Below are 13,551 nucleotides of genomic sequence, written 5' to 3' on the forward strand. Positions count from 1 at the left end.
TGTTTGACTTGACCTGCAATATAGGAAATATTCCCCATTGTTCGCCAGATTGCGCGACAAATAAGAACGAACGTTCCAATGGATCCACCATTCAGGACGTGAGTTTCTAAACGAAAGGAAAATTGGAATGTCGGTGCGCATTGACGACATGGATCGGAAAATTCTGGCCGAGCTGCAGCGCGACGCCAGCCAGTCGCTGGACGAAATCGCGGCCCGCGTCGGCAGTTCGAAGACGCCGGTCTGGAATCGCATCCGCAAGATGAAGGGAGCCGGGATCATCGGGCAGCAGACCGTTCTGCTGGATGCCGAGGCGCTGGGGTTCGAGGCCACGTTCTTCGTACTGATCCGTACCTCGGAACACGAGGCCGACTGGCAGCGCAAGTTCCTCAAGGCCCTGCGTGATCGTCCCGAAGTGCAGGAGGCGCACCGGCTGGCGGGCGATATCGATTACATCCTCAAGGTGCGGGTCAGGAACGCGCGGGCTTATGATGCGTTCTATCAGGCGCTGATTTCCGAGGTGCGGGTCTACAACGTGACCGCCCTGCTGTCGATGGAAGAGATCAAGTCGACCACCATGCTGCCCTTTAACGCGCTGGCCGAGGCCTGATCAGACCCGCACCATCAGCCGTCGCAACCCGTGGAAGTGGTAGCTGTTGGAATAGACCGGCGGTTCGGTCAGGTGCAGGCCGGGGCAGCGGTCGAACAGGATGGGCAGGGCGATGCGCATTTCCAGCCGCGCCAGCGGCGCGCCGACGCAGAAATGCAGGCCGCCGCCAAAGCTGGTGTTGGTCTGGATCTCGCGCGTGGGGTCGAAGCGGTCGGGGTCGGCCCATACCGAAGGGTCGCGATTGGCCGCCCCCAGCAGCAGCGCCACCTGGTCGCCGCGGGCAAAGCTGTGACCGAATACCTCGGCCTCCTCGTAGGCGTACCGGGTGAACATGTGCAGTGGCGGGTCATAGCGCAGGATCTCCTCGACCGTGGCGTCGATGCGGTCGGCTGTCAGCGCCTCGGCCCCGGTTCCCGTCTCAAGCAGGGTTTTCACGCCGTTGCCGAGGGAATGCACCGTCGCCTCGTGACCGGCATTCAGCAGCAGGATGCAGGTGGCGATCAGTTCATCGCGCGAGAGTTTCTCGCCGTCCTCCTCGGTGGCGATCAGCCGGGTGATCAGGTCGTCGCGCGGGTCTGAGCGGCGCCGGTCGACGTAGTCGTTCAGAAACGCGGTGAACGCGGCGGATGCACGGGCGGCATCGTCCTCGGTCTGGCGCGTGCGGCTGGCCTGATACATGGCCACCATCGCGTGCGACCAGTCCAGCAGTTGCGGCGCTATGGATTCGGGCACACCCAGCAGGCGGCAGATCGTGATTACCGGAACCTGGGTGCAATAGGCATCCAGCAGGTCGAAGGGCGCGTCCGGGAAGGCGTCGATCAGGTCGTGGCACAAGCGTTCGATATCGGGCGCCAGCGCGGTGATCGCCCGCGAGGTGAAGGCGCGCAGCACCAGTGACCGCAAGCGGGTATGGCGGGGCGGTTCGGCCTCGAGCAGCGAATGTGCCTCGACAGCAAGCCAGGGCGCCAGGTGGTCTGGGCCCGCGGTCGCCTGCTCGGGTGGCACCTCGCGCCCGAACCGCCGGTCGCGCAGCAGGGCCTGCACGGCGGCCAGCGACACTGCAGCGGGCATGTCATATTCGGGCCAGTACACCAGATCGCCGTGCTGTCGCGCGGTGTGATAGAACGCATAGGGGTTCTGCACGAAGGTTTGGTCGGTGGGGGCTTGCGACAGAATGATCATGGCCGACAGACTTGCCATGAGCCTTCGTGAATGCAAGACCCTGTAACATGCAAAGGCTTCTTGTTCCGGTCGGTTTTCTGTTGGCGGTCGCGCTGTTGGCGGCCGGGGTGTGGTCTTACGGCTATCGTCAGGCCCTGTTTCAACTGAGCGAAAAGGCACAGGCCGATCTGGAACTGGCTTCGGACCGGCTGAGCTCGCAGTTGCAGGTGTATCAGGAACTGGCGGTTCTGATGTCCGAGCATCCGGCGCTGCGCGATCTGGAGACCGAGGCCGACCGGGCCGCCGCGCGGGCGCTTCTGCTGGAGGTTGCCGACAAGTCCTCGGCGGTGGATGTGATTTTTGCGGATACTTCGGGTCGCGTGCTGGCCGCGGCGCTGGACGTGGTGGGCGGCAACGTGGCCGGCCTCTCGGCGTTTCGGCGCGCGATGCAGGGCGCCTTGGGCAGCGCGCATGGCGTGCTGGGGGAAACTGGAAACCGGATCTATTCCTACGCCGCGCCGTCCTTTGCGCCCGACGGACGGGTCAGAGGCGTGTTGATGGTGATTGCCGATGTCGAAGATGTCGAACGCACCTGGCGCGGCAGCACCGAGGCGGTATTCTTCGTCGACCGGTCGGGGCAGGTCTTCATCACCAACCGGTCCGAGCTGCTGTTCTGGTCCCGACCACCCGGCGAGGTGGGCCTGCGGCCACCCGGTCAGCCGGCGGGGGATTTCCGGTCCACCCGGATCGGTCCGCATGAAGTGTGGACCATCGGCTGGGGCCCGTATCTGCCCCGGCGGGCCTTGCACCTGACCCGGGATCTGCCTGTGATCGGCATGACCGGAGAAGTGCTGATGGATGTCGCACCGGCCCGCCGGCTTGCCGCCTTGCAGGCGGCGGCGGTCGCGGCGATCTGCATGGCCTTCGGGGCCTTGCTATTTCTGGCCACTGAACGTCGGCGCACCCTGGCGCAGGCCAACGCGGTCCTGGAAAGCCGCGTGGCCCAGCGCACCCGCGCGCTGACGGCCGCGAACGCCGCCCTGCGCCGAGAGGTGGCCGAACGGCAGGAGGCCGAAGCCGCGCTGAAACGCGCGCAGGCCGATCTGGTCCAAGCGGGCAAGCTCAGCGCGCTTGGCAAGATGTCGGCCGGCATCAGCCACGAATTGAACCAGCCGCTGATGGCAATCCGCCAATTCGCCGACAACGGCGCCGCCTTTCTGGCTCGGGACAACACCGAAAAGGCGCGCGAAAACCTGGGTCGTATCTCGGACATGGCCGCGCGGATGGCGCGTATCATCAAGAACTTGCGGGCCTTTGCGCGCAATGAGAGCGAGCCGATGGGCAAGGTCGATCTGGTGCAAGTGCTGAACACCGCCGTCGAACTGACCGAAAGCCGCCTGAAATCCGATGGCATCGCCGTGGACTGGCAACCGCCCAATACACCCGTTCCGGCCTGGGGCGGCGAGGTGCGGCTGGTGCAGGTTTTCGTGAATCTCATCAACAATGCCGCAGACGCCATGGAGGGCCGCGATCGGCGGCAGCTGACCATCACCCTTGACCGGGCCGAGCGCATCCGGGTCGGCATCCGCGACACCGGTCCCGGCATCGCCGACCCCGACCGCGTGTTCGAGCCGTTCTATACCACCAAGACGGTCGGCTCGTCCGAGGGCATGGGGTTGGGCCTGTCCATCTCGTACGGTCTGGTGCAAAGCTTCGGCGGCGAAATACGCGGCGCCAACACGGAGGATGGTGCCGTATTCACCGTCGAACTGGAACCGTTCGAAAAGGAAGTCGCCGCATGATCCGCTCGGTCCTGCTGGTAGATGATGACGCCGCCGTGCGCGAGGCCCTGGCCCAGACGCTGGAACTGGCCGAACTGACGGTCATTCCGGCGGGGTCGTTCGTGGCCGCCAAGGATCATATCCACGCCGGCTTTCCCGGCGTGATCCTGTCGGACATCCGCATGCCGGGGCGCGACGGGTTTCATCTGCTGTCGTATGCCCGGTCGGTCGATCCCGACCTGCCGGTAATCCTGCTGACGGGCGAGGGCGACATACCCATGGCGGTGCAGGCCATGGGGCAGGGGGCGTTCGACTTTCTTGAAAAACCCTGCGCGGCCGCGGATCTGTTGGCAGTGCTCGATCGGGCCTTCGCCAACCGGGCCGAGGTGCTGGCCGAACGCCGGGCAAAACGCGAGTTGGAAAAGGGCGACCCGGCCGCGCGGCTGCTGTTCGGACACTCCCCCCAGGCCGAGGACCTGCGCGCCCGCGTGCGCAGCGTGGCCCCGACCCAAGCCGAGGTTCTGGTGACCGGTCCGCCGGGCAGCGGCATCTCGAAGGTCGCCGAGGTGGTCCACCTGATGTCGCCGCGGGCGCAGGGACCGTTCGTCAAGCGTCCGGCGGCCGGGCTGACGGCGCACGATCTGCGTCAGGTGGCTGGGGATGCGGCTGGTGGCTCTCTGTTTCTGGACGAGGTGTCGGCGATGCCCGAGGCCACACAGTACGCCACGCTCGACCTGATCGAGGCGGGCGCAGGGGTGCGCATCATCGCCGGCACGACCGCGGATCTTGCCGCGCTGGTGGCCGAGGGTCAGTTCAACGCCGATCTGTTCTATCGGCTGGACGTGATGCGGGTTCGGGTGCCGTCCTTGGCGGAACGCCCCGAAGACATCCCCGTGATCTTTCGCCACTATGTGGCTCAGGCGGCAGAACAGGCCGGGATCGCCGCGCCCGAGGTCACGCCCGAACACCTGGCCAGCCTGATGGCGCGCGACTGGCCGGGCAACGCCCGGTCGCTGATGTCGGCGGCCATGCGCTTTGTCCTGGGTATGCCGGAGGAGGTGGCGACGGCGGCCGATCTGGGACTGGCCGAGCAGATGGCCCGGGTCGAGCGGTCGCTCTTGATCGCAGCGCTGGGGCGGCACAACGGCAAGGCCTCGGAGGCTGCTCGGTCGCTGAAGCTGCCGCGCAAAACCTTCTATGACAAGCTGGCGCGCTATGGGATCCGCCCGGAGGACTATCGCCGCTAGGCTGTTGGCGATTCGCAGGCGATTCGACAGGTGTGCGGTTTTTCGCACGGGTGGCCACCTTGGTGTGCGGATTTTCGCACATCGCGCCCCCGGCGATCAGACAAGCATGTTGAATACGCTTTTTAACAATCAGATAATAAACAGAAAAAATCAAAATTCGCGCAAAATCTCCGAAACGTTGATTGGCTACCTCCGATTCGCTTCACTTCTTCGCATCTGGCGCCTTGGTAGGCGCCAACGGAGGTTTCAAAACGTCTGGGAGGACACCAACATGAAATTCCTTGCAACAGCTGCGACCGCTCTGGCCCTGTCCGTGACCGCTACGGCCGGCTTCGCCCAGTGCGATGAGGGCGAGATAGTCGTCAAATTCGCGCATGTGACCAACACCGACAAGCACCCCAAGGGCATCGCCGCCTCTCTGCTGGAAAAGCGCGTGAACGAGGAAATGAACGGCAAGATGTGCATGGAGGTCTATCCGAACTCTACGCTCTACAACGACGACAAGGTGCTGGAGGCGATGCTGCAGGGTGACGTGCAACTGGCCGCGCCCTCGCTGTCGAAATTCGAAAAGTTCACCAAGCAGTTCCGCCTGTTCGACCTGCCGTTCATGTTTAAGAACATCGACGCGGTGGATGCCTTCCAGGCCTCCGAGGCCGGTCAGGCGATGAAGGACAGCATGCAGCGCCGCGGCCTGCAGGGCCTGGCCTTCTGGCACAACGGCATGAAGCAGATGTCGGCCAATAAGCCGCTGACGCTGCCCAGTGACGCAAACGGACTGAAATTCCGCGTGCAGTCGTCTGACGTGCTGGTGGCACAGATGGAAGCCATCGGCGGCAGCCCGCAGAAAATGGCCTTCTCGGAAGTCTATGGCGCTCTGCAGCAGGGCGTTGTCGACGGGCAGGAGAACACCTGGTCGAACATTTACGGTAAGAAGTTCTTCGAGGTGCAGGACGGCACCACCGAAACCAACCACGGCATCATCGACTATCTGGTCGTGACCTCGGTGGACTGGCTTGACAGCCTGGAACCGGACGTGCGTGAGCAGTTCCTGACGATCCTTGCCGAGGTGACCGAGCAGCGAAACAAAGAGTCGTTCGCGGTCAACGAACAGGCCAAGCAGGCGATCATCGACGCCGGCGGCACCATCCGCCAGCTGACGCCAGAACAGCGTCAGGCCTGGGTCGACGCGATGAAGCCGGTCTGGGAGAAGTTCGCCGGCGACGTTGGTCAGGACAAGATCGACGCGGCGCAGGCCATCAACGCCGGGTTCTGATCCGGCCGCGCCCGACCCCTTGGCAACCTGCGCGTTGCCGAGGGACGGGCAGGGCGGGCCCGACGGCCCGCCACTAATTCTCTCAATGAAAAAAACGTGGGGACAGAAAGATGTCTGGTGCGAAATCCGGCCCGACCGGGCTGGTCGACCATATCGAAGAAACCCTGATCGCGGCGTTGCTTGGTTTGATGACCGTGGTGACCTTCGCCAACGTAATCGCGCGCTTCGTCTTCAATTCCAACATCCTGTGGGCGCTGGAACTGACCGTGTTCGCCTTTGGATGGCTGGTTCTGCTGGGAGCGTCGTACGCGGTCAAGAAGCACGCCCATCTGGGTGTGGATGCGATCCTGAACATGCTGGCGCCTGGGCCGCGCCGGATCATGGCGCTGGTATCCGTTGGCTTCTGTTTGATCTTCTCGCTGCTGATGCTGAAAGGGGCCTACGACTATTGGGCGGTGTTCGCCGACCTGCCGCCGACCTCGGGGCGCTGGTTCCCCACAGGCTTCGACTTTTCGGCCCGCAGCCAGAGTTTCTATGAGGTCGACGACATCCCCATGGTCGCGCCGCTGCGCTTCCTGGAAGACCTCATAAACTATGGCGAACATTACGAAAAACTTCCCAAAGTCGTGCCTTATCTGGTGCTGCCGGTTTCCATGCTGCTGTTGGTGATCCGCTTCGCCCAGGTGGGCGTGCAGATCTGGCGCGGTGAAACCGACCGTCTTGTAGCCAGTCACGAAGTCGAGGACGAAATCGAAGAAGTCCGGGCCCAGCAGGGAGAGCATGACTGATGGACGTTGTCTTTCTTTTCTCGATGGTCGTGGGGCTACTGCTGATCGGCATGCCGATCGCGGTGGCGCTCGGCCTCAGCTCGACCCTGTTCCTGCTGATCTATTCCGACAGCTCGCTGGCCTCGGTCGCCGCAACGCTGTTCGAAGCCTTCGAGGGGCATTTCACCCTGCTGGCGATCCCGTTCTTTATCCTGGCCTCGTCCTTCATGACGACGGGCGGGGTGGCGCGGCGGATCATCCGTTTTTCCATCGCCTGCGTCGGACACCTGCCGGGCGGTCTGGCGATTGCTGGCGTGTTTGCGTGTATGCTGTTCGCGGCCCTGTCGGGCTCCAGCCCGGCGACGGTGGTCGCCATCGGCTCGATCGTCATCGCCGGGATGCGGCAGGTGGGCTATTCGAAAGAATTCGCCGCGGGGGTCATCTGCAACGCGGGTACGCTGGGCATCCTGATCCCGCCGTCGATCGTGATGGTCGTCTATGCCGCCGCCGTCGAAGTGTCGGTGGGCCGGATGTTCCTGGCCGGCGTGATCCCGGGTTTGATGGCAGGACTGATGCTGATGGTGACGATCTATGTCATGGCCAAGGTCAAGAACCTGCCCAAGGGCGATTGGCTGGGCTGGGGCGAGATCTTTGAATCGGCGCGCGAGGCGGCCTGGGGGCTGTTCCTGATCGTCATTATCCTGGGCGGTATCTACGGCGGGATTTTTACCCCGACCGAAGCCGCGGCGGTGGCGGCTGTTTACGCCTTCTTCATCGCCAGCTTCGTCTACAAGGACATGGGACCGCTGCGCACGGCCGATGGCGAACAGAATATGTCGCTGCTGAAAAAGCCCCATGCCTTGATCACCGCGTTCTTCCATGCGGACACCAAGCACACGTTGTTCGAGGCCGGCAAGCTGACGGTGACGCTGCTGTTCGTGATCGCCAACGCACTGATCCTCAAGCATGTTCTGACCGACGAGCAGGTGCCGCAGCATATCGCCAACGCGATGTTGTCAGCGGGGCTGGGGCCGGTGACCTTCCTGATCGTGGTGAACGTGATCCTGCTGATCGGCGGTCAGTTTATGGAGCCCTCGGGGCTGCTGGTCATCGTGGCGCCGCTGGTGTTCCCGATCGCCATCGAACTGGGCATCGACCCGATTCACCTAGGGATCATCATGGTGGTCAACATGGAGATCGGGATGATTACGCCGCCCGTCGGTCTGAACCTGTTCGTCACCTCGGGCGTCGCAGGCATGCCGATGATGAGCGTGGTCCGAGCCGCGCTGCCCTTCTTGGCGGTGCTGTTCGTGTTCCTGATTATGGTCACCTACATCCCGTGGATCTCGACGGTGTTACCGAACACCTTCATGGGCCCCGAGATCATAACGAACTAGCGGAAAAGATCCGATCCGAACCGGTGCGCCGGTTCGGGTCCCTCAGGCCGGGTCGCCGTATTTCGCCAGATAGTCCGCGACCCACCGGATGCCCCCGTAGCCCCGCCGCCGCCGTGCGCCCCAAGATCCGATGTCATCGTTGACAAGTTCATCGGGATTGGGCCGGCCATTGAAGATCACGATCTTGGGGCGCCGGGGCAGGTTTCGGTAGGGTTTGTAGACCAGGCCGAACGGCCAGTAGGGCACCAGATGAATCAGTCCGATGCACCAGTTCTTGGGGAAACACCGACGCTTGTAGGCTAGGGCCGAGATATAGTTCTGGTCGTTTTCGTATTTCGGCAGATGGGTGTCGCCGTCGAAGTCGTCGAACAGGTGATATTGCTGGGACGGGACAAAGCCCACCACGGATGAATTGCCACGGGTGACCTTGTTCATCAGCCACGGCACAAGATCCCAGACACCAGCCGGAATCATCCGCCAGACGAAGCCGCGGAATTTGGGCATCAGATACAGCCCGCCCTTGTCCAGCGTGATCTGAAACAGCGGATCGAGATCGCCGGTGATCAGCAGGTCGAGGTCCAGAAACAGCGCCGCATCGTACTGGCCGACGAGCCGGCGGTCGAACATCTGCAGCTTGGGCCATTTTCCATGCGTCCACAGCGGGCGGTCCAACTGGGGAAAGGCAAAGGGCTGCCGTTTGATGCCGGGCTCGAACCCCGTGAAATCATCGGAAATGCAGATGAAGTCATGCTCGATCGACAGGTTGTCCTGAACCGCCCGGTACAACAGGTTGACGTATTCGGGGCCATAGACATCACCCCATTTCATGCAGATGACACAGACTTTCATGGTTCCGGTCCCGGGTTTCAGGTGATCGCACGGCCAGGCCGGCATCCATGTGGCATTGGACGGGTCAGGCCTGTTCGAGCGCCGAGATGATGCCCGAGAAATCGCGGGCCTTCAGGCTGGCCCCGCCGACCAGCGCGCCATCCACGTTCGACACGCCGAAGATCTCGGCCGCATTGGCCGGTTTTACCGAGCCGCCGTACAGCAACCGCACCGACCGCCCCACGCCCTCGCCGAACCGCCGTTCAAGCCGGGCGCGGATGAAGTCGTGAACCTCGCCGATCTCGTCAAGCGTCGGGACCTTGCCGGTGCCGATGGCCCAGATCGGCTCGTAGGCGATCACCAGGTTTTCGCCGGTCGACTGGTCGGGCACGGATCCCGACAGTTGCCCGCCGATGATGTCTAGCGTATTGGCTGCCTCGCGCTGCTCGAGGCTTTCGCCGACGCAGATGATGGCGATCAGTCCGGTATCCATGGCCGCGCGGGCCTTGGCGCGCACGTCCTCATCCTGTTCGCCGTGGTCCTCGCGCCGCTCGGAATGCCCCAGTATTACATGGGTCGCACCCGCGTCCTTCAGCATCTCGGCGCTGATGTCGCCCGTATGCGCGCCTGAGCGTTCGGCATGGCAGTCCTGACCGCCGATGGCGATGCCACCCCCGGCCGTCTGCGCCGCGCGGTGGATCAGGGTGGCCGGTGGGCAGATCAGGATGTCGACCGTGGGCGCGGGGTGGCTTTGCTTCAGCGTTTGCAACTCGGACAGCGCGGCCCCGGTTCCGTTCATCTTCCAGTTGCCTGCCGCCAGCTTGCGTCGCATGTCGGGTCCTCCGCGGTCGTTGATGCAAATATGGTCGCATCCCAGTTAGCACCGCTGGTCGGGCGTGACAATTCCGGTTGCAGGACACCGGTTTCGCCGCCACTCTGCGGGGGCCAATTTGCCCTGTATGCCGATGATTGACGACCTTGATCTTGCGAAACTGGACCACCGCGCGCCCGAGGACCTGACGCGCCTTGCCGATGCTGCGCAGCGGGTCGGGTTTCTGACCGTCTCTAATACCGGATTGACCGCAGATCGCGTGCGTTCTGTCATCGAGACCTACCGCGTGTTCTTTCACCTGCCGCGCGCCGACAAGCGGGCCGTCGACATGGCGCGGACGGGCGCGAACCGCGGCTGGGGCGCGCCCGGGTCCGAGCAGGTCGACCCGGACGCCAACCCCGATTACAAGGAAGTGTTCGATTGCGGGTTCGAACTGCCGCCGGGAAACCCGTACCAGGGCCGGGGGCTGAGCGTCTATGCGCCGAACTTGTGGCCCGTGCAGCCGCCCGAGTTTCGCGCCGTCATCCAGGCCTATTACGCGGACGCCTGTGCCGTGGCGACGCGGATCCTTCGGGCCATTGCCTGTGCCCTGGGGCGGGATGCAAACAGCTTCGACCGAGCATTCGATACGCCGATGGCCTTGCTGCGCGGCAACTACTATCCCCGGCGCCCGGACTGGGCGGGTGACAAGGATTTCGGAATCGCCGCGCATACCGACTATGGCTGTCTGACCCTTCTGGCCACCGACGGCCAGCCCGGGCTCGAGGTTCAGATGCCCGGGGGCGAATGGCAACCGGTGCAGGTTGACCCCGGCACCTTCATCATCAATTTCGGGGAAATGCTGGAATTCTGGACCGCCGGGCGCGTCAAGGCCACCATGCACCGTGTCAGGGGCGGCCGGGACGAGCGGATCTCGGTTCCGCTGTTCTTCAACCCGTCCTACGACACAAATGTCGCACCGCCCGGTTCAGGCCGGACGATCAGCGCCGGGGAACATCTGACCCGGCGCTTTCAGGAAACCTATCTGCACCTGAAACAGAAACCTTAGCCCTGCTGGGCTAGCGACTCGTCGAACTTGATCGATTCGCCGCAGCCGCAGGCATCGACCACGTTAGGATTCTTGAATTTAAACCCCGATTCCAGCAGCGAGGTTTCATAGTCGATTTCCGTGCCGAACAGGAACATCTGGGCCATGGGGGCAATCATTACCCGGGCGCCGTCCTGTTCGACGACTTCGTCATTCGGGTCGGCCTGATCGACATATTCCATCGTGTATTCCATGCCTGCGCATCCGCCCTTTTTGACGCCGATGCGCAGGCCGGCATGGCCGCCCGACTTCATCAGCCGAACGATCTGCTCGGCCGCTTTCGGGGTCATCGTCACGGCTTGCTTGCCGGGAATGCCAAACATCATGCTCTCCGTATTCGCGCGTTGTTCATAATCTAGGGTGGCCGAGGGCAAGGCTCAAGCCGGCCCAGTGGTTTCGTGTCTTTTTCTGCCGGGCGCGCCTCGCCCATGACCGAGATTGCCCGTGGCGAGCATCCCTATATGCTGAAGGTGGTTCGGTGTGATCGCGCCACCGCTTTTGGACAGAAGGCCTGGAAATGATACGTTCCTCATTCAAACCGATCCTGTGCGGCGTGGTCGCTGCCCTGTCCGCCTCGCCGGCCATGGGTGATCCGGCCAAGCATCCGGTCGATTGCACCACCGCCGAGGGCAATCTGAGAGCCATTTCCGTCGAACGGAAACATGCCCGGGCGCAGCAGGTCTAAAGCATTCTGGTCATCACGCCGACCGGCGCCTTGCTCGGGTTGGTCGCGGGGGCCGAGCAGAAAAGGCTGAAGATGTTGTCGGGCGAAGATGTCGATAAATTGGACGCCCGTGCGGCCGAGATCAAGACAACCTGTGACCTGAAATGAGCGCTGGCAAAGAGCGATCGCGATGCCGGGTGCCGGGACGACCCCGGACTTGCGGCGTTACATGAAGCCCAATTCCAGGCGGGCCTCGTCCGACATCATTTCCATGCCCCAAGGCGGCTCCCAGGTCAGTTCGACGTCCACCTCCTTGACCCCGGCCACCGGCTCGATCGCCTCGACTACCCAGCCCGGCATGTCGCCCGCCACGGGGCACCCCGGAGCGGTCAGTGTCATGATGACCTTGACCGCGTTGTCATCGCTGATCTCGATCGTGTAGATCAGACCCAGATCATATATGTTCACGGGAATTTCAGGGTCATAGACGGTCCGGCAGGCCTCGACCACGGACTCGTACAGAGGGTGCTCAACCGTAGAAGGCGCGATCAAAGGGGTGCCTTCCAACTGTTCGCTTGGGTGGGTCATGGATGCCTCGGGTTGTTACCTGAGCGATTATATAGGGAAAGCCGCCGCCAGCGTCCAGAGGCGGATGGCGCCCGGGAAAGGGGCGCCATCGTGGTCATTCGTTGATATCCTTGTCAAAGGTCTTCACTTGTCCGTGCGGCAGAGCGAACATGCGCCGCAGGATCAGCCACGCGATCAGCGACAGCACCGCAAAGATCAGCAGCAGCACGGCCAGGTCCGGCCCAATGCCGGGGATCGCCAGAAGCAGTCCCGTGATGGCGGCGCCGATCGCGAAACCCAGGAAGATGAAACCGGGCAGGGCGACTTCGAGGATGCCCAGAACCAGCGCCGCCGCCAGCCAGAGCCACCAGGTCAGCCAGAACGGGTCAGCCATCATTTCCCCCCTTTCAACATGTTGAAGGCATTGCCGAAGGCCTCGAGCGCATTGGCGGGCACCACGATCGTCTGGCTGCCACTGCCTTTGCCCAGGGCGTTCAGGGCTTCGACCTGTTTCAGGGCAACCTGGTACTGGGCCGCTTCCAGACCGTTGGCCTGAATCGCTTTGGCGACCACCTCGGTGGCAAAGGCCTCGGCTTCGGCCTGCACACGGCGCGCCTTGGCGGCCTGCTCGGCGGCATAAAGCTCGGCGTCGGCCTGCAGCTCAACGGCGCGCTTCTGGCCCTCGGCCTCGGTCACCTGGGCACGACGGGCGCGCTCGGCGTTCAACTGCTGCAGCATGGCGTCGCGGGTGGCCTGATCAAGGTTCACGTCCAGAATTTCGGCCCGGGTCACCTCTATGCCCCAGTCATCAACGGCGGTTTCCACGCTTTCCTGGATACGTTCGATCAGCTGCGCGCGGTTCGACTGAACCTCGTCCAGATCCATCTTGCCGATCTCGGCGCGCACGATGCCCGCCACAGTGGTGGCGATGGCGCCATCGACATCACGGATGCGGTACACGGTCTTTTCGGGTTCCAGAATGCGGTAGAAGACAGATGTGTCAATCTGCACCAGAACGTTGTCCTTGGTGATGGCGTCCTGCGTGGCGTTGGGAAGCTGGCGTTCCAGAATCGAGATCTTGTGGCGCGCTACGTCCAGGAATGGCACGATGAAATTGATGCCGGGGCCCAGCACCGAATGCAGGCGCCCGAACCGTTCGACCACATATTTTTCGGATTGCGGAACGATCTTGATGCCCTTCAGGATGACGACGACGACCAGAACGGCCGCCAGAAGGTAAATGATGTTGGATGAAAGCAGTCCGATAATCTGGTCTTCGGTCATATCTGTCCTCTTTTATTGTGTACGATTGTATACATTTGGGGATTGAGTCCCATGAT

The 13,551-nt window shown here is 62.9% G+C and carries 15 protein-coding genes; 8 read left to right on the forward strand and 7 right to left on the reverse strand.

Annotated features, from left to right (window positions below; translation table 11 throughout):
• Positions 1 to 127 precede the first annotated feature (127 nt).
• Positions 128 to 607: an Lrp/AsnC family transcriptional regulator gene (locus AC2FM3_RS05650; RefSeq protein WP_496679784.1), complete on the forward strand. Its 480-nt coding sequence runs from the start codon at positions 128 to 130 to the stop codon at positions 605 to 607.
• Here AC2FM3_RS05650 and AC2FM3_RS05655 read toward each other — a convergent pair whose 3' ends face one another.
• Positions 608 to 1,789, reverse strand: a complete 1,182-nt coding sequence (locus tag AC2FM3_RS05655; protein WP_496679963.1) for a cytochrome P450 — start codon at positions 1,787 to 1,789, stop codon at positions 608 to 610.
• Between the two features lie 47 nt (positions 1,790 to 1,836).
• Here AC2FM3_RS05655 and AC2FM3_RS05660 point away from each other — a divergent pair, with 47 nt between their 5' ends.
• From AC2FM3_RS05660 to AC2FM3_RS05680, 5 genes are all read left to right on the forward strand, one after another.
• A complete protein-coding gene (locus tag AC2FM3_RS05660; protein ID WP_496679786.1) occupies positions 1,837 to 3,570 on the forward strand; it encodes a sensor histidine kinase in 1,734 nt (577 codons plus the stop codon).
• Positions 3,567 to 4,796: a sigma-54-dependent transcriptional regulator gene (locus tag AC2FM3_RS05665; RefSeq protein ID WP_496679789.1), complete on the forward strand. Its 1,230-nt coding sequence runs from the start codon at positions 3,567 to 3,569 to the stop codon at positions 4,794 to 4,796. Before AC2FM3_RS05660 ends, AC2FM3_RS05665 begins: the two co-directional genes overlap by 4 nt.
• A 271-nt stretch (positions 4,797 to 5,067) precedes the next feature.
• Positions 5,068 to 6,069 carry a DctP family TRAP transporter solute-binding subunit gene (locus AC2FM3_RS05670; protein ID WP_496679791.1) on the forward strand — a complete coding sequence of 334 codons (1,002 nt, stop codon included), beginning with the start codon at positions 5,068 to 5,070 and terminating at the stop codon, positions 6,067 to 6,069.
• Positions 6,070 to 6,179: 110 nt separating this feature from the next.
• Positions 6,180 to 6,857 (forward strand): TRAP transporter small permease, encoded by a 678-nt coding sequence (locus AC2FM3_RS05675; protein WP_496679794.1) that lies wholly within the window; start codon positions 6,180 to 6,182, stop codon positions 6,855 to 6,857.
• On the forward strand, positions 6,857 to 8,233 hold the full coding sequence (locus tag AC2FM3_RS05680; protein WP_496679796.1) for a TRAP transporter large permease: 1,377 nt from the start codon (positions 6,857 to 6,859) through the stop codon (positions 8,231 to 8,233). Before AC2FM3_RS05675 ends, AC2FM3_RS05680 begins: the two co-directional genes overlap by 1 nt.
• Before the next feature lie 42 nt (positions 8,234 to 8,275).
• On the opposite strand, the gene AC2FM3_RS05685 is transcribed toward AC2FM3_RS05680, so the two are convergent.
• Entirely contained in the window at positions 8,276 to 9,082 is an 807-nt protein-coding gene (locus tag AC2FM3_RS05685) for a hypothetical protein (RefSeq protein WP_496679797.1), read from the reverse strand.
• 64 nt (positions 9,083 to 9,146) lie between these two features.
• Positions 9,147 to 9,893, reverse strand: a complete 747-nt coding sequence (tpiA, locus tag AC2FM3_RS05690) for a triose-phosphate isomerase (protein ID WP_496679798.1) — start codon at positions 9,891 to 9,893, stop codon at positions 9,147 to 9,149.
• 133 nt (positions 9,894 to 10,026) lie between these two features.
• Here tpiA and AC2FM3_RS05695 point away from each other — a divergent pair, with 133 nt between their 5' ends.
• Entirely contained in the window at positions 10,027 to 10,941 is a 915-nt protein-coding gene (locus AC2FM3_RS05695; RefSeq protein ID WP_496679801.1) for an isopenicillin N synthase family dioxygenase, read from the forward strand.
• On the opposite strand, the gene AC2FM3_RS05700 is transcribed toward AC2FM3_RS05695, so the two are convergent.
• Positions 10,938 to 11,303 (reverse strand): HesB/IscA family protein, encoded by a 366-nt coding sequence (locus tag AC2FM3_RS05700; protein WP_149775221.1) that lies wholly within the window; start codon positions 11,301 to 11,303, stop codon positions 10,938 to 10,940. The genes AC2FM3_RS05695 and AC2FM3_RS05700 overlap by 4 nt on opposite strands.
• 194 nt (positions 11,304 to 11,497) lie before the next feature.
• On the opposite strand from AC2FM3_RS05700, the gene AC2FM3_RS05705 reads away from it, so the two are divergent.
• On the forward strand, positions 11,498 to 11,665 hold the full coding sequence (locus AC2FM3_RS05705) for a hypothetical protein (RefSeq protein WP_496679803.1): 168 nt from the start codon (positions 11,498 to 11,500) through the stop codon (positions 11,663 to 11,665).
• Between the two features lie 204 nt (positions 11,666 to 11,869).
• On the opposite strand, the gene AC2FM3_RS05710 is transcribed toward AC2FM3_RS05705, so the two are convergent.
• From AC2FM3_RS05710 to AC2FM3_RS05720, 3 genes are all read right to left on the reverse strand, one after another.
• A complete protein-coding gene (locus AC2FM3_RS05710) occupies positions 11,870 to 12,232 on the reverse strand; it encodes an SUF system Fe-S cluster assembly protein (protein ID WP_005983465.1) in 363 nt (120 codons plus the stop codon).
• A 94-nt stretch (positions 12,233 to 12,326) separates the two neighbouring features.
• The gene (locus AC2FM3_RS05715) at positions 12,327 to 12,605 is read right to left on the reverse strand and encodes an NfeD family protein (protein WP_496679805.1); all 279 of its coding nucleotides are present in this window, start codon (positions 12,603 to 12,605) and stop codon (positions 12,327 to 12,329) included.
• Complete coding sequence (locus AC2FM3_RS05720) at positions 12,605 to 13,495, reverse strand: SPFH domain-containing protein (RefSeq protein ID WP_496679807.1); 891 nt, start codon at positions 13,493 to 13,495, stop codon at positions 12,605 to 12,607. The genes AC2FM3_RS05715 and AC2FM3_RS05720 overlap by 1 nt, the downstream gene beginning before the upstream one ends.
• Positions 13,496 to 13,551: the final 56 nt, after the last annotated feature.

The sequence above is a fragment of the Ruegeria sp. BHSB172 genome (assembly GCF_059613165.1).